18 protein-coding genes are annotated in these 19785 nt (G+C 43.9%); 8 read left to right on the plus strand and 10 right to left on the minus strand.

The window, feature by feature from the left end:
- The 4 genes from dsbD to JFY49_RS15555 form a co-directional block, all read right to left on the minus strand.
- A complete protein-coding gene (gene dsbD / locus JFY49_RS15540; RefSeq protein WP_200223365.1) occupies positions 1 to 1839 on the minus strand; it encodes a protein-disulfide reductase DsbD in 1839 nt (612 codons plus the stop codon).
- A gap of 18 nt (positions 1840 to 1857) precedes the next feature.
- Entirely contained in the window at positions 1858 to 2628 is a 771-nt protein-coding gene (locus JFY49_RS15545; RefSeq protein WP_166170586.1) for a transporter, read from the minus strand.
- 15 nt (positions 2629 to 2643) lie between these two features.
- Complete coding sequence (locus tag JFY49_RS15550) at positions 2644 to 3186, minus strand: ankyrin repeat domain-containing protein (protein ID WP_180082690.1); 543 nt, start codon at positions 3184 to 3186, stop codon at positions 2644 to 2646.
- 173 nt (positions 3187 to 3359) lie between these two features.
- On the minus strand, positions 3360 to 3737 hold the full coding sequence (locus tag JFY49_RS15555; protein ID WP_086196557.1) for an HPF/RaiA family ribosome-associated protein: 378 nt from the start codon (positions 3735 to 3737) through the stop codon (positions 3360 to 3362).
- A 493-nt stretch (positions 3738 to 4230) separates the two neighbouring features.
- Between JFY49_RS15555 and JFY49_RS15560 the strand changes: the two genes are divergently transcribed.
- Positions 4231 to 4968 (plus strand): outer membrane protein OmpK, encoded by a 738-nt coding sequence (locus tag JFY49_RS15560; protein WP_200223366.1) that lies wholly within the window; start codon positions 4231 to 4233, stop codon positions 4966 to 4968.
- A gap of 112 nt (positions 4969 to 5080) precedes the next feature.
- Entirely contained in the window at positions 5081 to 5587 is a 507-nt protein-coding gene (locus JFY49_RS15565; RefSeq protein WP_200223367.1) for a GNAT family N-acetyltransferase, read from the plus strand.
- Between the two features lie 46 nt (positions 5588 to 5633).
- Here the strand turns inward: JFY49_RS15565 and parE are convergent, their stop codons facing one another.
- Together parE and JFY49_RS15575 are read right to left on the minus strand one after the other, a co-directional pair.
- Positions 5634 to 7514, minus strand: a complete 1881-nt coding sequence (gene parE, locus JFY49_RS15570; RefSeq protein WP_200223368.1) for a DNA topoisomerase IV subunit B — start codon at positions 7512 to 7514, stop codon at positions 5634 to 5636.
- Positions 7515 to 7528: 14 nt separating this feature from the next.
- Positions 7529 to 8113, minus strand: coding sequence for a YqiA/YcfP family alpha/beta fold hydrolase (locus JFY49_RS15575; protein WP_200223369.1), 585 nt, complete (start codon positions 8111 to 8113; stop codon positions 7529 to 7531).
- Positions 8114 to 8361: 248 nt separating this feature from the next.
- Here JFY49_RS15575 and JFY49_RS15580 point away from each other — a divergent pair, with 248 nt between their 5' ends.
- Positions 8362 to 9693 carry a hypothetical protein gene (locus tag JFY49_RS15580; protein ID WP_200223371.1) on the plus strand — a complete coding sequence of 444 codons (1332 nt, stop codon included), beginning with the start codon at positions 8362 to 8364 and terminating at the stop codon, positions 9691 to 9693.
- A 367-nt stretch (positions 9694 to 10060) separates the two neighbouring features.
- Here JFY49_RS15580 and JFY49_RS15585 read toward each other — a convergent pair whose 3' ends face one another.
- Together JFY49_RS15585 and gshA are read right to left on the minus strand one after the other, a co-directional pair.
- Positions 10061 to 10585, minus strand: a complete 525-nt coding sequence (locus JFY49_RS15585; protein ID WP_166170569.1) for a disulfide bond formation protein B — start codon at positions 10583 to 10585, stop codon at positions 10061 to 10063.
- 18 nt (positions 10586 to 10603) lie between these two features.
- Positions 10604 to 12181, minus strand: coding sequence for a glutamate--cysteine ligase (gshA, locus tag JFY49_RS15590; RefSeq protein ID WP_200223372.1), 1578 nt, complete (start codon positions 12179 to 12181; stop codon positions 10604 to 10606).
- Between the two features lie 226 nt (positions 12182 to 12407).
- Here gshA and JFY49_RS15595 point away from each other — a divergent pair, with 226 nt between their 5' ends.
- From JFY49_RS15595 to JFY49_RS15615, 5 genes are all read left to right on the plus strand, one after another.
- Positions 12408 to 12947, plus strand: coding sequence for a DUF924 family protein (locus JFY49_RS15595; RefSeq protein ID WP_166170565.1), 540 nt, complete (start codon positions 12408 to 12410; stop codon positions 12945 to 12947).
- A 51-nt stretch (positions 12948 to 12998) separates the two neighbouring features.
- Positions 12999 to 13550 carry a CC0125/CC1285 family lipoprotein gene (locus JFY49_RS15600; RefSeq protein WP_166170563.1) on the plus strand — a complete coding sequence of 184 codons (552 nt, stop codon included), beginning with the start codon at positions 12999 to 13001 and terminating at the stop codon, positions 13548 to 13550.
- A 30-nt stretch (positions 13551 to 13580) separates the two neighbouring features.
- Entirely contained in the window at positions 13581 to 14888 is a 1308-nt protein-coding gene (locus JFY49_RS15605; RefSeq protein ID WP_166170561.1) for a DUF445 domain-containing protein, read from the plus strand.
- Positions 14889 to 15205: 317 nt separating this feature from the next.
- Positions 15206 to 16996 (plus strand): arginine--tRNA ligase, encoded by a 1791-nt coding sequence (gene argS, locus JFY49_RS15610; protein WP_200223373.1) that lies wholly within the window; start codon positions 15206 to 15208, stop codon positions 16994 to 16996.
- 225 nt (positions 16997 to 17221) lie between these two features.
- Positions 17222 to 17833 carry an SPOR domain-containing protein gene (locus JFY49_RS15615; RefSeq protein WP_166170557.1) on the plus strand — a complete coding sequence of 204 codons (612 nt, stop codon included), beginning with the start codon at positions 17222 to 17224 and terminating at the stop codon, positions 17831 to 17833.
- A gap of 202 nt (positions 17834 to 18035) precedes the next feature.
- Here the strand turns inward: JFY49_RS15615 and asd are convergent, their stop codons facing one another.
- Positions 18036 to 18887 (minus strand): archaetidylserine decarboxylase, encoded by an 852-nt coding sequence (gene asd / locus JFY49_RS15620; protein WP_200223374.1) that lies wholly within the window; start codon positions 18885 to 18887, stop codon positions 18036 to 18038.
- On the minus strand, positions 18884 to 19732 hold the full coding sequence (locus tag JFY49_RS15625) for a sulfurtransferase (RefSeq protein ID WP_200223375.1): 849 nt from the start codon (positions 19730 to 19732) through the stop codon (positions 18884 to 18886). Before JFY49_RS15625 ends, asd begins: the two co-directional genes overlap by 4 nt.
- Positions 19733 to 19785 lie beyond the last annotated feature (53 nt).

Genomic DNA, 19785 nt, shown 5'->3' on the forward strand with positions numbered 1-19785 from the left:
TTATGGTCCTATATGCTGTTGAAACAAATCGAGCTGTTTCAGTAATTCAGCCTCGCTAAAAGCACCGGTTAGACGTAAACCACGAATTTCCTGCTGCTTAGCATCCAAGAATAAATAGGTGGGCGGCCCTAAAATATCCCATTGATTCAATAAGGCCTGATGCGTTGCATCATAGTTACTCAAATCCAGTTTAATCAGAAAATACGGCGCAAGTGCTTGTTGGACTTGAGCCGATTTTAGCACCTGATGTTCAATGGGCTGACAGGCCACACACCAGTCTGCATACACATCAATAATAATCGGCTGATTGGAGGGCACACTACTTAAGAGCTGTTGAAATTCATTCGCTGTTTTTGCCACATGCCAAGTGGCCTGGGTCGTGCTTTGCCCGATAAAAAACCGCTGGCTGTGTTGATATTGAGTATAAGCCAGATAAGGCATCACCACGAGTAATACCAGTACATATAAAGCCCTCAGCGGGGTCTGTTGCCGAATGCGAAAAAGGATATACGCAATAAAAGCAATGCCTAAACCTAAGCCTGCCCATTGCAGCCAGGCCTCAGAAATAAGCGGACGAATAAAATATAGGGCCAAGGCTAGCATGATAAAGGCAAACAGCACCTTAATCTGGTGCATCCACAACCCTGCTTTAGGCAACACCCTGGAACCCAGTACACTGGCCAGAAGCAAGGGCGTTCCCATGCCAAAACCCAAGGTGAACAGCAAGAGTGCCCCCTGCCACTGGCTTTGATTCTGGGAAATAAATAACAGTGCCCCGGCTAGAGGTGCGGTCATGCAGGGTCCAACCAGCAGTGCAGAGATCATCCCCATAACACCTGCCCCAATCAGGCTGCCACCTTTTTGTAGCGACTGGGCCTGATCGAGGCGGTTGACCAAAGCTTGGGGCAATTTAATTTCAAATAAACCGAATAAATTTAGTGCAAATAAAACAAATAACGCACTAAAAGCAATCAGGGTGGAAGGCTGCTGTAACCAGCGCTGAAAATTCAAACCAGCAGATGAAGCAATTAAGCCTAAAACCGCATAGACCATGGCCATACTGCAGACAAATACCAGAGCAATCATCCAGGCTTTCAGCCCTTTACTGTCGCGAACAATCAGCGAAGTTAAAATCGGCAGCATCGGTAATGAACATGGCGTAAAGGCCAACAAGATGCCTAAACCGAAAAACAGCAATAAGCCATACAGCAAAGAGCTTTCAGCCAGTGTTTCCGACCACATTTGATCTTTTGCAGTATCGCGTATGACGGGCTTTGCTGTCGGTTGAATGCTATTCTGTTCAGCACTCAAAGTGTTTTGACCAGTTACAGAACTGTTTGAAGATGTTGAAAGATCCAGCAGACGCTTGCTTGCTCTGGCCTGATTTTGCAACAGCACCAAACCGTCAATATCGGTCTGAAACTCAATGGTTTGCGGTGGATAGCAAATCCGGTCTTGGGCACAGCCCTGCCACGTCACCTGGTAGGTTTGGGAGGCTTCGGTCGAAATATTAAATTGCACTTGATGAAAATAAACCTGGGTGCGACCATAGTTTTCATCATGTAAATCGGTGGCTTGCGGCAATTTTAAAGCCAGCTTTTGTGCCCCTTGCCGGACTTCAAATTTGTGCTGATATAAATAATAACCCTCTGGAATTGTCCAGTTGAGTCGGGCTTCATGTGTACTGCTAGATTCAACACTAAAAGAAAAAGCATCCTCGGGTGCAAGCAATTGCTCTTGCGCCTGCAGTGTCATGGAGCACAATATAATCACACTACCGATCAATCCGCATATAGCGAACCGAAACCACAAGCCCATGTCTTGAAGATGCTTTTTCATATCAGTTTATTTTTTTAATTAAAATAGGAATGCAACACCCAAACCTGATTGATAACTTTTATCTCGACCATTTAAGTCCACACCAATACTGGCATCCATTTGCACACGCTCATTCAGTGCATAAATGAGTCCTGAACCCAGTGCATATTCATAATTCTGACTTTCGGCTTTGCGATAGACCAGTTCAGAAAAACCTGACAATTTGTCAGTGATTTTATATTCAATGGTCGGTACTGCAGTCACTGCCCAGTTGCTGTTTTGGACTTCATAGCGCATGGTCATGGAAGTAGCAATTAAATCGCTGTAATCATAAGCCACAGCCGAGGTTAGGCTGTAAATATCATCTTCATTGCTAAAACCGTCATTACCAGTCGCCAGAATAGCTTCGGCTAAAATAGCCATAGAAAGCTTTTCATCATCCAGATTAATGGCCTTTTTTACCCCAATGCTGACATCACCCAGACCGTCTTCTTCAATGGACTGGCCTGCCGTTTTGGTCTTTAACCAGGATGGTCCTTGCCAGCCCAATTGCACTTCAAGATCTTTGGCTAAACCGGTACGCAATAACATGTCGGCATTTAAGCTGGTGTTTTTAACCTTTAGCCCGTTCTCATCAGTACTTTCTGAGTAGTTTAGGCTTGGTAAACCCTGTTCCCATGCCAGCTGACCGACTGGAGTAATACCTGTACCAATTCCTGTACCCGGACGGTCAAAAGAAAAGTTGGCAGCCATCGCATTGATGCTAAAACCTGCTGCAAAAATGAAACTTACTGTTTTTAGGACTGGCATGAATTGTCTCACTAATTATGTTAATTCTTTAGTCATTTTAGCCCCATAACTACGGAGCAACTCTAAAGTTTGCTTTTCTTCGGCCAATGCTTCTGACCAGTTGATTTCGTCAAAGTCACAATCAAAGAATAAATCACTAATCGAGGATAATATGGTCTGACCATCTTCATCTTTGGTATTAGGATCTACTTTTTCATCCAGTAAACGTTGCACTGCAGGCACGCAGGCGGAGCTGGCAGCATCCCATAATGGACCATACAGTTCTTCGGCATCCCATAAATGTAAATTGACTTTGGCTTGAATAAGCGCCTCTAAAATTTCAAGATGAACTGCCAGATTCTGCTGTTTTTCTTGTTCAGATAAAGGTGAACCGGCTTCATAAGCTTCGCAAATATGCTCCCACCATTTGAACAAACCATCGGACCAGACAGAAATGGCCGGACCTTTTTCCAGATCAATAAAATTCGGATCGAGACCTTCTGCCAAAAGACGTTGTACCTGAGCAAGATCCAGCTCTTCTATTGCCTGTACAAAGACTTGTTGTTGTGCTGTTAACATGGAGAAAATACTCTTCAATCATTTTTTAACTATTATGCCGAATAAACTGTCATTTGTTTTAGCTAAATGTATAAGGAGTATATTTTTTATTTCTGTTGCCCTGTCCCAAATAGCGTATTAAAACGCCCATAAAAAAAGCTCCGAAGAGCTTTTTTCTTTAAGCAAGATGTTGCTTAATCATTTACATCGTCCACATCACTGGCTTCTGCAGTTTCAGCAAGTACCGGCACTGCGGCACGAGGGTCATCTATTTTCTCAAATAGATGTTCCAAACTGCGTTTTAAGCGGTCAATGGCTCCATGTATGGCAGTATCGATATTATGACCATGATGGTTCACCACTACCGGTTTCAAACCTGCCGGGCGTGCTTCGATCATGCAGTGAATATCATCTGCACCACCTTTTGGACCATTTTCATCGCTAAAATGAACCGAGAAATGGGTAATACGTTCGCTATAACGTTGGAATTCAGCATTCAGTTCTGCACGAACATAAGTAATTAAACGATCACTATTTTGGATGTTTTTATCGGTACGAATTTCAATGTTCATATAATTTCATCCTCTTTATTCATCAAATCTTTTTTTGTGCAAAACTTCTTATCTTGGCACGTTTCACCTTGCTGTTAACAACAGCGCTGAGCATCTTCAACCTAGTTTGGAACGAGTTCCTCCACATTGAATGATGAACACTTTTAACTCTGCAGATTCGTGTCCTTATGCTTTGAATATAAGGGTCTAGGTGAAGCTTATGCAAGTAGTATTTTGATATTTTTTTTAAATACCCTATAACGTATAAGGAATTTGACTTTCCCTCTAAATAATTTGATAAATATCATATTATTTCTTTGCGGATAAAATGCCTTCTTCAAACTGCCTTACTTTTTTTATCAACATGTATTTTTAGGTATCAAAGTGGTGTCTTGATTTTAATCAGGAGCACTCTGAGAAAAGCAGACTATTTTTTTAACCATTGATCAATTTTGGCTTTATTTTTGCTAAAGAATCTGTATGCTTTGCTTGCTTCTCGGGGGAGATATTTTTAATGAAACTTACACAATTTTTTGCTACATGTGCATTGGCTTCAACAGCTGCGCTTACACAGGCTTCGCCAGTGGTATGGCAAGACTTCAGCGTAACTGGTCTTTATGGTGAAAACTATGAAGTGGGTACTGAAGACCGTACGACCGTGACTGCAGAATATGCAGCTAAACTTAAATACTCGGATGTATTTTTCTTTGTTGACCATCAATTGGATGGCAATGATGAACAAAATACATATTTCGAGTTAGCGCCACGTTTAAGCTTAGGCGAAGTATCTGGAAAAGATCTTTCTTTTGGTCCAATTAAAGATGTCCTTATTGCGACAACTTGGGAACACAATGCAGGATATGACCAAAACCAAGAGTTTAATAACTTCTTGTACGGTATTGGTTTCGCTTTAGATATTCCATACACCCAGTATGCCAATGTGAACTTCTATAAAGCGGATAACGACAAAACTAAAGATGATTATCAAATGACGATCACTTATGCAGTTCCGTTTAAATTGGGTTCTGAAGATTTCCTGGTAGATGCCTTCCTGGATTGGTCAACAGCTGAAAAAGGCGCTCAAGCAAGCGAGCTGAACTGGACCAGCCAGTACAAATGGAATGTAGGTAAGCATATTTCACCTAAAACCAAATTATATGTGGGTATCGAACACTCAGTTTGGAACAACAAATTTGGTATTCAAGGCGTTGATCAAAACGACGTCAGTGCTTTGGTCAAATACCACTTCTAAGCACCACGTTTTGAACGTTAAAAAAGCAAGGCTTCGGTCTTGCTTTTTTTATTGCTGAAAATCAGGTTTATTTCTAAAATCCATAGTCTATTTAGTCGTTCGGCATATGCTCATGGGTTTTCTGATTCGTCCCGCTCAAGTACAAGATCTAGAACACATCCTGAAAATTTATAATGCTGAAATTTTAAATGGTACTGCGACCTGGAATAGCACACCAAAGTCTATTGAGGATTTTCAGAACTGGTTTAAAAGCCTTACTGAACAACTATTTCCTTTGTTTGTCGCTGAACATTCAGAGACTAAACACATCGCCGGCTATGCCGATTATTCTTCTTTCCGCCAAATTAGCGGGTTTAAACATACAGTGGAACATTCGGTCTTTATTCATCCGGACTTTATCGGACAAGGTTTGGGAAAAGCCTTAATGCTGAAACTGATTGAACATGCACGGCAAAATTATATTCATGTGATGGTTGCTGCGATTGATCATGAAAATCAAGCATCAATTGTGTTACATGAAAAATTAGGTTTTAAGCAGACAGGTTATATGCCAGAAGTTGGACAAAAATTTGGGAAATGGCGTGATCTGGTGTTAATGCAACTCAATTTAAACCTATAAAAAAGCCCGCAGATGCAGGATTTTTTAATTTGGCAATAACTCGAACTTAAACCACCAGATCAGCAAGATTACCTTTCTGTTCTAACCAGTGTTTACGGTCCGATGAGCGTTTTTTTGCAAGTAATTTATCCAGCAGACCGGCGGTAAAATGTGCATCATCCAGATCTAGCTGTACCAGACGACGGGTATTCGGATCCATCGTGGTTTCCCTTAACTGACTGGCATTCATTTCACCCAGACCTTTGAATCGGGTGATTTGCGGATTCTTGCTTTTGCATTTTTTCAGAATGCTTTCCAGCTCGTCTTCATCCAGCGCATAGTGCACATCCTTACCATCATCAATACGGAATAAGGGCGGCATGGCCACAAACAAATGCCCTTCCTCCACCATGGTTGGGAAGTGTTTCACAAACAAGGCACAGAGCAGGGTCGCGATATGCAGACCATCTGAATCGGCATCGGCCAGAATACAGATTTTACCGTAGCGAAGTTCGGACAGGTCATCACTGCCCGGATCGACTCCAATCGCAATGGCAATATCATGCACCTCCTGAGAACCCAGAACTTCATCAGAAGAGACTTCCCAAGTATTTAAGATTTTCCCGCGAATTGGCATGATTGCCTGGAAATTCTTGTCACGTGCCTGCTTGGCAGAACCACCCGCAGAATCCCCTTCCACAATAAACAGTTCCGATTCTTCCAGGGTATGTCCTACACAGTCGGCCAATTTACCCGGGAGTGCAGGTCCGGAAACAATCTTCTTACGTTCAACTTTTTTTGCCGCTTTTAAACGGCGACCCGCCTTGGCAATCGCCAATTCGGCCAGCTGCATGGCAATGTCTGAATTCTGGTTGAGCCACAGTGCAAAAGCATCTTTGGCGATATTCAGCACAATGCCTGAGGCTTCACGGCTCGACAGGCGCTCTTTGGTTTGACCGGAAAATTGTGGTTCCTGAAATTTTAACGACAGAATGTAGTTCACCCCATCCCAGACATCTTCGGCAGACAATTTTAAATTACGCGGCAACAGGTTACGCAGTTCACAGAACTCACGCATGGCATCGGTGACCCCTGAACGCAGACCATTGACATGGGTACCGCCCTGCGCAGTTGGAATCAGGTTGACATAGCTTTCCTGAATTTGTTCGCCACCTTCAGCATTCCAGCAAATCGCAAATTCGGCACTGGCACGTTCAGCCTCACCACTAGCCACAAAAGCTGGACTCGGAATGATTTCACGATCTTCCAGCTCATCCATTAAGTAGTCAACCAGACCATTTTCGAACTGCCAGCTGATCTTTTCATCATTGATCTGGTCTACATAATTGATTTCCAAACCTGCCGCTAAAACGGCTTTGGCTTTTAAATTATGTTTTAAAGCCTTGAGGGCAAACTTGGGCGAATCAAAATATTTGGCTTCCGGCCAGAAATGTACTGTGGTACCGGTCGCACGTTTCGGTGCCTTGCCTTGCAGCACTTCCAGCGGCGCAACTGGTTCACCATGTTCAAAGGCCATTTTATACAGGTTGCCCTGACGCTGAACTTCCACTTCCACCCGGTCAGATAGGGCATTGACCACGGAAATCCCTACTCCATGCAAACCACCGGAAAACTGGTAGTTATCGGTACTGAATTTACCCCCGGCATGCAGCTTGGTCAGAATAATTTCAATCCCGCTCTGGCCATATTCCGGATGGATATCCACCGGCATCCCCCGGCCATTGTCTTCAACCGACAGGGAACCGTCTTTATACACTGTGACAGTAATTTTATTGGCATGTCCGGCAAGTGCCTCATCCACAGCGTTATCAATAACTTCCTGCGCCAAATGGTTTGGACGAGTGGTATCGGTATACATACCCGGACGACGGCGTACCGGATCTAAACCAGATAAAACTTCAAGTGATTGAGCCGTATATTGAGACACGTTGTACTGTTTCCTTAATTTATACAATCCGATAAAAACTGTAAGGCCATCGGTATTTTGTCTGCGAAATTTTCCATCGCATGGTTGCCATTTGCTTCGGTAATCAGCATGGACTGATGTGAAGCATTGCTATAATAGCGCTGTGCTTCACGATAATCCAAAACTTCGTCCCCTTGTTGTAATAACACTAAAATTTTGTCCGCATCTTGCACAAATGGCACCGCCATCTGCTCAAGCTGATCCAGATGGGTATGATCCAGCGTCCATTCAGCATTCACCACATAGGGAATCTGATCACTGCCAAATAAGTCACGAAATAGTTGCCATGGTCGCATAGCAGGATTAATTAAAACAGCCGGAACGCCATACTTTGCGACCAGCTGTGTCGCATAAAAGCCTCCTAGACTGCTCCCCACCAGCACCACCCGGTCCAGACTTTCAATCATGGCAGCCACATGCGCCATGGTCTGCTCTGGCGGCATGTTGAGATCCGGCAGATGAACCTGAACATTGCTGTGCTGCTGACAGTAGTCTTTAATCTGCCGGCCTTTTATGGATAAAGCACTGCTTTGAAATCCATGTAAATAAATGATGTTCATGGTTTTTATTGCATCATGGTCAAATTTAAACTAGATTTATTTTATCCCTGAGTCTTCGCCACCCATCTGTTTTAATGTAGATATAGCCAGGATTGTCAGACAAAAAAATTAATACCGAAGCGCAATCATCGTTATTGTAAAAGCTGTTCGAGATGAACGATATAAAATGAAAAGTTAAGAGTTTATACCGTGATCCCAAGAAAAAATAAAGGGTATGGGAAACATGGTCTCAAAAAGGACAGGATCAAATGCCGAGTTTAACCCCATTACATGAAACCTATTGTAGATGGGACCGTACACCACCCAGTCAGGCTGATGTATTGGAAGGTCTCGCACAACTGGTCACGACTCGTCTCAACGACGTCATGCAGGAGCTGATCCAGGCGATTCAACGTGAAATTTTAATTAGCCTGTTTGGCATGAGTGAACAACGCTCGAAAAAATTGCAAAAAATTCCTTATATCGAAAAACTGTATCAGTTTTCCTACGATACTCTGCTTAATTACGGATCGTATCTTTTGGCACCAGGTTTACGTCAAATTATTGAAAAATATCCAAAATTACATGACAAACCGCTAACACCTGCACTGCATTTTCTCGTCGGAGTGCTCAACGGGGTACTGGGTGATTATTTATTAAAATATCAGAACCCGATGGCACTGCCGATGGTACTGTATGACCACTATGGTGGACTGCAAAAAGGGGATTTATCCGGTCGCGTGGTCATTTTTGTACATGGCTTGTGCATGAACCATCTGGACTGGAGCAACACGCAATATGGCGGTATTGGCGAAAAATTGTTGGCGCAACGTGACAATAACACCATGCTGTACCTGAACTACAATAGTGGACGTCGTATCTCGGCCAATGGCCGTAGTCTTTCCCATACCCTAGAAGATTTGATTCGTCGCAATCCGCGCATTACCAGCATTGATTTAATTGGCTACAGCATGGGCGGCCTGGTCTTACGCAGTGCCCTGTTTTACGGCAAACAGAACATGTATCAATGGATACATCTGACCGAGAACCTGGTCTGCCTGGGTTCTCCGCATCATGGTGCAGTCTTGGAACGTTTCGGGTTTATCCTGCAAGACAAACTCGGACATTTTCCCTTTGTGAAAATCATCCGGCATATTGTCAATATCCGCAGCAATGGCATTCTGGATTTGCGCTATGGCAGTGTTCGCGATGATGACTGGGAACATAATCATGCCCGGATTGGCGGCATGGATGACAACCGTAAACCGGCTCCCCTACCGAAACATATTAATACTTACCTGGTTGCCGGCACCATTGAATATGAAAACAAAAAGAATCGAACCTTAAAGGTGCTGGGGGACTATCTGGTCAGTGTAGACAGTGCTTTGGGTGAACATCCAAATCCGCGCTTTCAACTGAAAGTGCCCCAATCCCATAAAGCGATCTTTTATGGCTTAAGTCATTTTGAAATCAACTATCATTCCAGTGTGGCGGAACAGATCGTGAAATGGTTCTACCCGCCGCAAAATGAACAGGTCAAAGAAGAAGTGCATGAATACCGCATGCAGCTGGAAGATTTGTCAGGTATTGCACTGACTTAAGTAAAAAATAAAAAAGCCAACGTTCGGTTTAATGCCAGTCAGTTAAGAAATTGACTGGTATTTTCTTTTTTAAATTCATGACTGTATTTGATATGTGGGAAAGTCATCCGCAACTGTTTGAGGCCGGACTACATTAAAAAATGATTGTTTCTGCGATAAATTTGCGAGTTGATAGTGGTTGACGAGTTTTGCGGATGACAAATGCCTTTGGTTACTTTGGGCGAAACCAAAGTAACAGATGAGCTGCAAGGGTTTGATTTAAAATGGTAAGACTCCGCCATGAATCACTAAAAAGTTAAGGAGTTTATTTCTAAACTCCTTAACTGATCAGCATTACAACATTCAGTTGGCTTTTTTATATACCTCTTTATTTTTTCTTGGCTGTTTTATTGGTCATCCCTGGATAGTGACGCAATAGTTGCCACAGGCTGATCAAGGCAAGTACGGCAAAGAAAGCCAATGACCATACCGGAAGCGATAGTCCAAACAAAGTCCAGTCAACCTTGGCACATTCACCCGAACCTTTCAGCACCTGTTCAAATACCGACTTTAACGGCAAAGTATCCAACCAATAATCTAAACCTGGACCACAGCTCGGCACCTGATCGGGTGGCAAATTTTGCAGCCAGACATGACGTGCAGCCACCCCTGCGGACCAGAGGATACTAAGCGTACCCAACAAAGCATAAAAACGCTTAAATGCATTTGAAATGGGGTTATGCAGGAAAGCGATCAGGGAAATAATCCCCAGCCCAATTAGACCTATACGCTGAAAAACGCAGAGTGGACAAGGCTCAAGCCCTTGTCCATGCTCTAAATACAACGCAAATGCCATCCCCACGACACTGGCTAAAAATAAAAAACCACTCACGAAGCGATAACTCCATTGCATGGCAAATCCTCTTAATTTTTATCGATAATCGGCAAGATATTGCTCAAAACTGATGCTCGTATCTTGTTCCAGTTGCTGTTGCTGTTGCAATGACTGCCCCGCCAAACCATCAAAATAAGCCAGCGTATCCGGGCTTAAAGGGTGCTGTTCATAAGTTGCTGCATGTTGCAGCGCCATCATACTGCCAAAACCCCATGTCCCGCCATATTCCAAAGTATCGGCTATAACCTGGGCAGACAGGGTTTCATCTACTTCATCAATACGATTGAGCATGACCACCAGGGCTGCTGAATACATTTGGGTATCATAAGTCGCATCCAGTAAATCAGCCCAAGGCTGCATTTTGATGACCTGCGCACGTGCCCAATCCTCAATCGGATGTTTCCCAGCCGCATCCAGAATAGCGGCATTCGGTGCACGGCCACGATTGACCACTTCGGCCTGATTACGCTCAATCCGTTCCTGTTCCGGATCGAGTAAATCCGGGCTGTCTTGTAGCAAGCAATGCAGTGCCAAGACTTCCAGAAATGCTGCCGTGTTTTCATCAATTCCGATTGGACTGTACGGATTGACATCGACTGCGCGCAGTTCCACATAACCGACTCCGCGATTTTGCAGTGCCTGGGATGGTGTTTCTCCTGCTTGAGGCACCTGCTTCGGACGGATTAAGCTGTAGTATTCATTTTCAATTTGCAACACATGATCATTGATTTGAATCGGTTCACCGTGTTCATCATTGAGCCCCAAACGGCTAAAAGGTGCATAAGGCGTTTTCACGGCTTTTTGCAAACCCTCCAGATAACCCGACAGGTTGTTGTAGTGAATACCCAATTGCTTCTGGGCAGAATTCTGATAGCCAAAATTGCCCATCCGCAGTGCTGTTGCATAAGGCAAGAACAGGGTACCTTTTAACAAAGGCAACAGATGATGGTCACGTCCGGTCATGAAGCACTGGCAGACCGAAGGGCTGGCCCCCAACAGGAACATCACCAAGGGCGTTAGACGGATGAAATTACGGATCAAGCCAAAGTAACGGTGACTGCGATAATCCTGCAGACTGAGGCTTTTTAGATCTTCATTGCTTTCATGCTGTTGCAGTGCTTCAAACAATTGATCTGGAAAAGATAAATTATAATGCACCCCGGAAATGGTTTGCATGCGACGACCATAACGTACGCCCAGACCACGACGATACAAAGTTTTGAAACGTCCAATATTGGAACTGCCATATTGGGCTAGACGAATGTTTTCTTCATTATCATCCAGCATGCAGGGCATCGACAAGGGCCAGAGTTTTTCCCCATTTTCCAAATGACGGTGCGTAACGGCATGAATATCGGCCAGATAATCGAGTGCTTTTCCAATACTGTCTTGTGGAGGAGTAATAAATTCCATCAAGGCTTCGGAATAGTCAGTGGTGATATGCGGATGTGTTAATGCAGAACCAAGTGCCTGAGGATGTGTTGCCTGGGATAAAAAGCCATTGCTTTGCATACGCAGGCTTTCACGTTCAATACCGCGCAACATGCCCTTAAACAGCGAAGAATCCACCCAAGTTGGTACCATAACTTGAGAGGTCGATTCGGGTTGACTCATTAACAATCTCGCTTATCGGAAGATAACTACTAAATAAAACTACTAAAATAAAATCATCAGTTTATATCAGTATAACGTGATTTTTGGCTGCTACATTACACCCTGTATAGTTTTCAAGCAAAACGTCAATTTTATTTCTGGCAAATTTTTATCACAAAGATACTGTATAAGACATCTGAATTTTGTGTTTGTATTGAATAATAAGTGCTAAGGATTTGTAAATATTATGAATTATCCAGATGTTTTGGACTTTTGGTTTAATCCGGAAACCCAGCCGCTGTGGTTTGCAAAAAGTGATGATTTTGATGCACTGATCAAGCAAAAGTTTTATGACATTCACCAAAAAGCGGCACAAGCCGAACTATGGTCATGGCGTAAAACGGCTGAAGGCCGCCTAGCAGAAATTATTGTTCTGGATCAATTCTCGCGTAACCTGTTTCGGGATCAAGCTCAGGCCTTTGCCCAAGACCCCTTAGCATTGGCTCTGGCGCAAGAAGCCATTAGCCTGGATTTGGATAAACAATTAAGTCTAGAACAACGTACGTTTTTATATATGCCCTTTATGCACAGTGAATCGAAACTGATCCACGAATTCGCGTTAAAATTATTCCAACGCTTAAATAATCCCCTGAATCTGGATTATGAAAAACAGCATAAAGCCATTATTGACCGTTTCGGGCGCTATCCGCACCGCAATGCCATCCTGGCACGTAGCTCAACTGCGGAAGAGCTCGAATTTTTAACCCAACCGAATAGTCGTTTCTAAACATTTATTGTGTCTCCTCCCCACGCACAGTAAATCGTATGGAGGTTTAACATGAAGAACAGCATTATAGGTTTAAGTATGGTCATAGCCATAGCGCTGTCAGGCTGTGCAACCACACCTTCAAAACCACTGACGTTTGACCAGCTGGGGCAATTCAGCAATACGCCCCTGAATGCACAAAGCTATCGCATCAGTTTTCAGGCCCGTCCCAACATGAGTTTTGGGACTGCCGAAGAAATTACTCTGGTGAAAGCCGCCCAGACCACGGTACAGAACGGCTTCCGCTATTTTAAAGTACTAGATGATCCGAGTAACCGTAACCAGCCACCTCGTCAGGCTGTGGTCTATTCCAGCCCAATGTACTATCCCTATGGTTATTATCGCCGTTATCCCGGCTTCTGGCCTGACCCGTTTTATGACATGCCACACGTGGTGACTATTGACCCGGTACAGGTTTCCTATAGCATTGAATGTTATAAAGATCAGAAAAAAGCACCCGATGATGCCTTTGATGCCTATTTGATTTTAAAATATTTAGGACAAAAGTATGGCTTGGGCCCTAACGGCCAGGTATTACCACCAGTACCAAAAACAGCAAAATAACAACAGTTTAGTAACCGACAGGAATCCTGCATGACCACAGCGGAAGCAATCACCACACCGAGTTTGCAACGCAGTAAACGCTTTGCCACCATTGCCCTCATCAGTGCCATTTTGACCTGGTTGGTGTTAATGGTAGTGGCCAAACTGATTCCTGAATATGCCTGGCTGGTTCATATTTTCATGCTTTCTGCCGAAGCGGGTGTGGTCGGCGGACTGGCCGACTGGTATGCCATTACCGTATTGTTCCGCAATCCTTTTGGGAAAATGCCAATTCCCAAGTTTCTGCTCGACCACACTGAAATCATTCCGCGCAATAAGGCCAGGATTGCCGAATCGATGGGACGTTTTGTACAGGAAAACTTTTTATCTCCACAAGTGGTGGAAAGAAGCCTGCAAAGTACCGATCTGAGTCTTGCGGTCGGACAATGGCTGGCAAAACCGGAAAATAACACTCAAGTGACCCAAGTCATTCAGCAAACCGTACCGAAGATTTTTGAATTTGTTGGTCAGGAACAGATTGGAAACTTTATTCAAAACAACAGTGTGCAATGGGTACGTAACACCCAGGTTAACACCCTAGCCAGTGAAATGCTGCGCGCGGTGCTGGAAAATGACTTCCATCAGGACGTATTGCAACGTGGACTCGATTTGGCACATGAATGGATGATTTCCCATCCTGAACAAGCCCATGAAATGACGCGCCGGCTTTTCAAAGAATTAGGCGTGTGGAAACTGGCCAAAGGCGCCAGCTGGATTGGGATTGATGTACAGCAACGCACCATCGATTCACTGATTGAACGGGTGGAATCCATGCTGGCCGATCCGCAGCATCCCTGGCGGCAAAAAATTGAGCAGATGGGGCAGCAGCTGATGCTGGAACTGGCTGATAGTGAAAGTGAGGCCAGTGAACGGTTAAACCGCACCAAAGATGCCCTGCTAGATAGCCCTCAGGTACTGAATTTTATCAGTGGTGCCGTAGTGATCCTCTGTGATGCCATTAAAGCAGACTTGCTCAAACCCGATTCAGGCATTGCACAAAATCTGCGTGTTGCGATTCAACAGGTCGGGGAAAATATCATTTCCAATCCGGCAGTACGTCAATTGCTGAATGAACGAATGAGTGGGCTTGCCGTCAATTTGAGTGATCAATACAGTGAAAAAGTGATCCGTTTTATTAGCGAACGCATTCATGAATGGGATTCGCGCGAAATGATCGATAAAATTGAAAATGAAGTCGGTGGCGATTTACATATGATCCGAGTCAATGGGGTTGTAGTCGGTGCATTTATCGGTTTGGTGCTGGGGATAATCCGTGCCTTGGTGGATGTATTGCTTTAAAGATCTGTTCAAAATCAATAAAGCCTATTCATCAAAGCAACTGGTCTGGACTAAGAACTGATTCACTTCGATGAATTGGGAGCAGAAAGATTAACCCGTTTGTCTGTTAATTTACGCACCAAAGGCAACAGGGTTAGCACAATGGGAAAAGCAAAAGCCTAGAAAATCCTGCTTTTTTGAATCTTTTGCAGAATTTTCCTGCTTCAATTCTGCGTTAGTTGTCGGACAAGATTCATTCAATACAAATGCATTCACCTAAAGACCACGAAATTTGCTATATTTGCTGTTTTTCTGCGACATTTATTTTTCGACTGATTATGAATACGGCAATCCAAGCAGCTCTCGATCATGCAGTGCAATCTCTTCAAGCTGAAGGTGTACTTCCATCCGACTGGAATAACAGCGGTCATTTAACGCGAACCAAAGACCGAAGCCACGGTGACTTCGCTTCGAATATTGCCATGATTGGTTCTAAAGCTGCGGGTATGAAGCCTCGTGATCTTGCAGAAAAAATTCTTGCTGCATTGCCTGAAGTAGCAGACATCAGCAAAGCAGAAATTGCGGGTCCCGGCTTTATCAACTTCTTTTTAAATGCCGACCAACGCTTTGCTGTTTTAGACCAGATTCAAGCACAAAAAAATCAATTTGGTCGTACTCAAGCTAATGGTGAAAAACGCGTTCAAGTCGAATTTGTTTCAGCAAACCCGACTTCTAGCCTGCACGTTGGTCATGGTCGGGGTGCAGCCTATGGCATGACCGTTGCCAACCTGCTTGAAGCAACCGGTGCCAAAGTTGACCGTGAATATTATGTCAATGATGCTGGCCGTCAAATGGACATTCTGGCGACCTCTACATACCTTCGTTATTTAGAGCTTACGGGTCAAACCTTAGTCTTCCCTAAAAATGCTTATCAGGGCGACTACGTTAAAGAAATCGCGCAAAGCATCATCGACCAGGATGGTGAAGCTTATGTACGTCCGGTTGCAGACGTATATAAAGATGTACCTGAAGATATTCAATACGCTGAAGAACTGGATGCTGAGGGCAACAAAGTAGTGTTATCCGGTGATAAAGAAAAACACATCGATGGCTTGATTCATAATTCTCAAGCGTTGATTGGCGAAGGCTACCGCGTATTCCATCAAGCGGCATTAAAAGCGATTCTTGATGACATTAAAGATGACCTGGGCGAATTTGGTGTGACCTTCAATCAATGGTTCAGTGAAGCATCTTTAACTGAAAAAATTGAAGAAGCGCTACAAACTTTAGATCAACGTGGATTCCTATACGAACAAGATGGCAACATCTGGTTTAAATCGACTGAATTTGGCGATGAAAAAGACCGCGTAGTGAAACGCCGTAATGGTCAAACCACTTACTTTGCCTCTGACATTGCTTACCACCTGAATAAATTACAACGTGGCTATACCGATATCGTCGATATCTGGGGTTCAGACCACCACGGTTATATCGCGCGTGTTAAAGCAGCGATTGACGCCATGGGTTATGACTCGAAAAAATTGACGGTGCTTTTGGTTCAGTTCGTGAGCTTGTGGCGTGGTGGCGAGATGGTGCAAATGTCATCCCGTTCAGGTCAGTTCGTGACTTTACGTGACCTGCGTAAAGAAGTCGGCAACGATGCAGCACGTTTCTACTACGTGATGCGTAAGTCTGAACAGCACATTGACTTTGACTTGGACCTTGCTGTTTCTCAAAGTAAAGACAATGCCGTGTATTACATTCAGTATGCACATGCCCGTATCTGCCGTATGCTAGAAAAAGCGGTTACAACAAGTGTGAACTTTGATGCTGCGAATGCACGTCAATTTGCGGCGAAACTGGCGCTGGATGCAGAAACAGAAATTCTGGCCAAACTTGCAGCCTACCCTGAGATCGTGATTCGCGCAGCCAACAGTTATGAACCGCATCAAGTCGGTAACTATCTGAAAGAATTGGCAGCATTATTCCACGGTTGGTATAATGAGCATAAAGTACTCAATGATGATGCTGAACTTACACAAGCCCGTTTATTGCTTTCAGTAAACGTACAACAGGTTTTACGTAATGGTTTAGAATTATTAGGTGTATCTGCTCCTGAGGCGATGTAAGCACAACAAGGTTTTGCATCGCCGCAAGACCGAAAGCTATGCTTGAAGTGGCGATGTAATAATTAATGCCCGTGTGCAGCAATGTTACTCGCAGCAAAAGTCATGTTTGTGATCATCTAAACTTAGTTAATGATTTATAGACAATAGGGTAAATAAGGTGTTATCTAAAAATAATACCTTGTTTTAAATAGATTTAAATTAAAAATAATACACGAGGAATCCCACGTGTTTGGAAAAACGCAGCGCGGTGTCTCTGAGCGACCGAATAAGCCGAAAAAGCCATTGATTCCTGCATGGCTGGGAACGCTGGTGGTTATTTTAATTGTGTTGAGTTTTGCCGTAGCTTTGATGCTGTGGAAACCGTGGGCACCGGTTAAACCGAAAAATCAGATCAGTTCTGAACATTATCAGGAAGATACCAACAAGGACTATCGTTTCTACGATTTATTGCCACAACAACAAGTGACACCCATTCCAGATCAGGCAGTTCCTGAAACTAAAAATTCAGAAACTGTAGTGATTGTTGAAGCTCCAGAAACAGAAACGGCTCCTCCGGCTGAAACAGCCGAGCCAGGTCTGGAAAGTTCTGAAGCACCTGTTGCCCACCAGCCAAGTTATATTTTGCAGGTGCGTAGCTATCCCGATCCAGATAGTGCCGATGCACGCCGTGCCGAAATTATCCTGAATGGTCTGTCTGCAGATGTAGTGAAATCGGTTGAAGGCGGTCAAACCTGGTACCGGGTAATTTCTGGGCCTTATGATTCTCAGGAAGCTGCCATGATTGCACAGCAAACCTTGCAACGCAGTGGTATTGATTCGATTGTGGTGAAACGTTAATTTTTAGACATTAAAAAGCGCCTCAAATGAGGCGCTTTTTTATTTTGACCGTCCTAAATCCTTTCCTTGATGAAACATCCCCCTTAACAAAGGAGGACTGAGGGGGATTGATATAATTCAAGAGGTAAAATAATCCCTCCCTTACGCACTCGAAATATATTTCGAGGATGCTCACCTTTAAAAAAGGGGAGGCTAAAAGCATTTAAATCGTATGCCCCAACGCTTCGCCCATCATCACAACAGAATTGGCTTTAAATGCAGCATCCCAGGCCATTTTATCTTTTTCAAATAAAATCACAGCAGTTGATCCTAAATAGAAACGGCCCAACTCTGCCCCTTTTTCAAGGAACAGATTGTGCTGGTTCAATTCCAAATGCCCCGTCGGTTTCACCTTACCCGTTGCCACAGTTTCAATACCCGCAACAATCATGGCACCAACCAAAACCACCGCCATACGCCCCAGCTCAGTATCAAACAGACACACCATCCGTTCATTACGCGCAAACAGACCCGGAATATTTTCTGCAGTGGTTTGGTTGACCGAGAACAATTCCCCTGGAACATACAAGGTTTCAGTCAAAGTCCCGGCAAAAGGCATATGCACACGGTGATAATCTTTAGGTGATAAATACACTGTAGCAAAATGACCATTTTTAAACGGTTCGGCCAATTGCGGATCGGCAATCAGTTTTTCCACCGAAAAGCTTTGCCCTTTGGCCTGAAAAATATCGCCTTCTTCAATTTTACCCAATTGTGAAATGGCACCGTCGGCAGGCGACACAATACTATGCGGATCGGTATCGATTTGACGTACACCCTCTTTTAAAGAGCGGGTAAAAAATTCGTTAAATGATTTAAATTTCAATGCATTGCTTTGTTCAGCAATCGACATATCAATTCCATACTGGGCTTTAAAAGCCTGAATCACGGTATTTTTGATAATCGGATGTTCACTGGCAGCCAGTTTACCCACGACACGTGATAATTGGTGTTGTGGCACAACACGTTGTGCTTGAATAAAAATTTGTTTTTTTAAACGTGATGCGAAGCTCAAGACGGTAACTCTCCGGTAATAATCGGACTGTCGAGGCGGTTGCCCCATTCACTCCACGCACCATCATAAGCCTGTATCTCCCAACCGAGCAATCGGCCCAGAATATAGGCCAAACCCGAACGATGATGTGACTGACAATAGACCACCACAGGTTGTTTTAAATTGAAACCCAGTTGTTCCAAGCGCTGTTGAGTGCGTTGTAAAGGATGCAATTTTAAATGATTTTCACGATTTAGGGCAGTACTCCATTCAAAATGTCGGGCATTTGGAATATGACCGCCGCGTCGCGCTGCAAGTCGAAGACCGGTATATTCATCTTCGGTGCGGCAATCCCACAATTGAATGCTGTTATTTTGGACTTTTTCTAACAGCTCTGCATATTCAATACGGTACTTTTCAATATTGGTCTGGTTAATGTCCACCAGAGGCACTACGGGGACTAATTTTTCCACTTCTGAAGAAGTAGGCAAACCGGCTGCCAGCCAGGCATGAATGCCGCCATTCAACAAGCTGGTATTTTCAAAACCCAGACAATGTAGGTTCCAGATCAGACGCCCTGCCCAAGCCCCACCTTCATCATCATAAGCCACCACATGATGTTCAGGAGAAATATTCAGATATTCAATCAGTGCTTTTAAACCCTCTACATCGGGCAATAAACCTGAAGCCTGCTCTTCTTGGCGTACCAGCTGCTTCGGTTGCACATGAATGGCATGTGGAATATGCAATTGATCATAAACAGAACGACGGCTTAAATCGACAATGCGTAATTTTTCATTGCCTAAAAACGGAACCAGCTCTTCTGCTTCTATCAGCAGAGTAAAATTAAATGCAGATATAGTCATACTTTTTTCGTGTTTTGTTTAGATCAACATGGACGATCTTAGCATAAGTCATT

Origin of the sequence: Acinetobacter sp. CS-2 (genome assembly GCF_016599715.1) — a bacterium.
In the GTDB taxonomy this organism is placed as follows: domain Bacteria; phylum Pseudomonadota; class Gammaproteobacteria; order Pseudomonadales; family Moraxellaceae; genus Acinetobacter.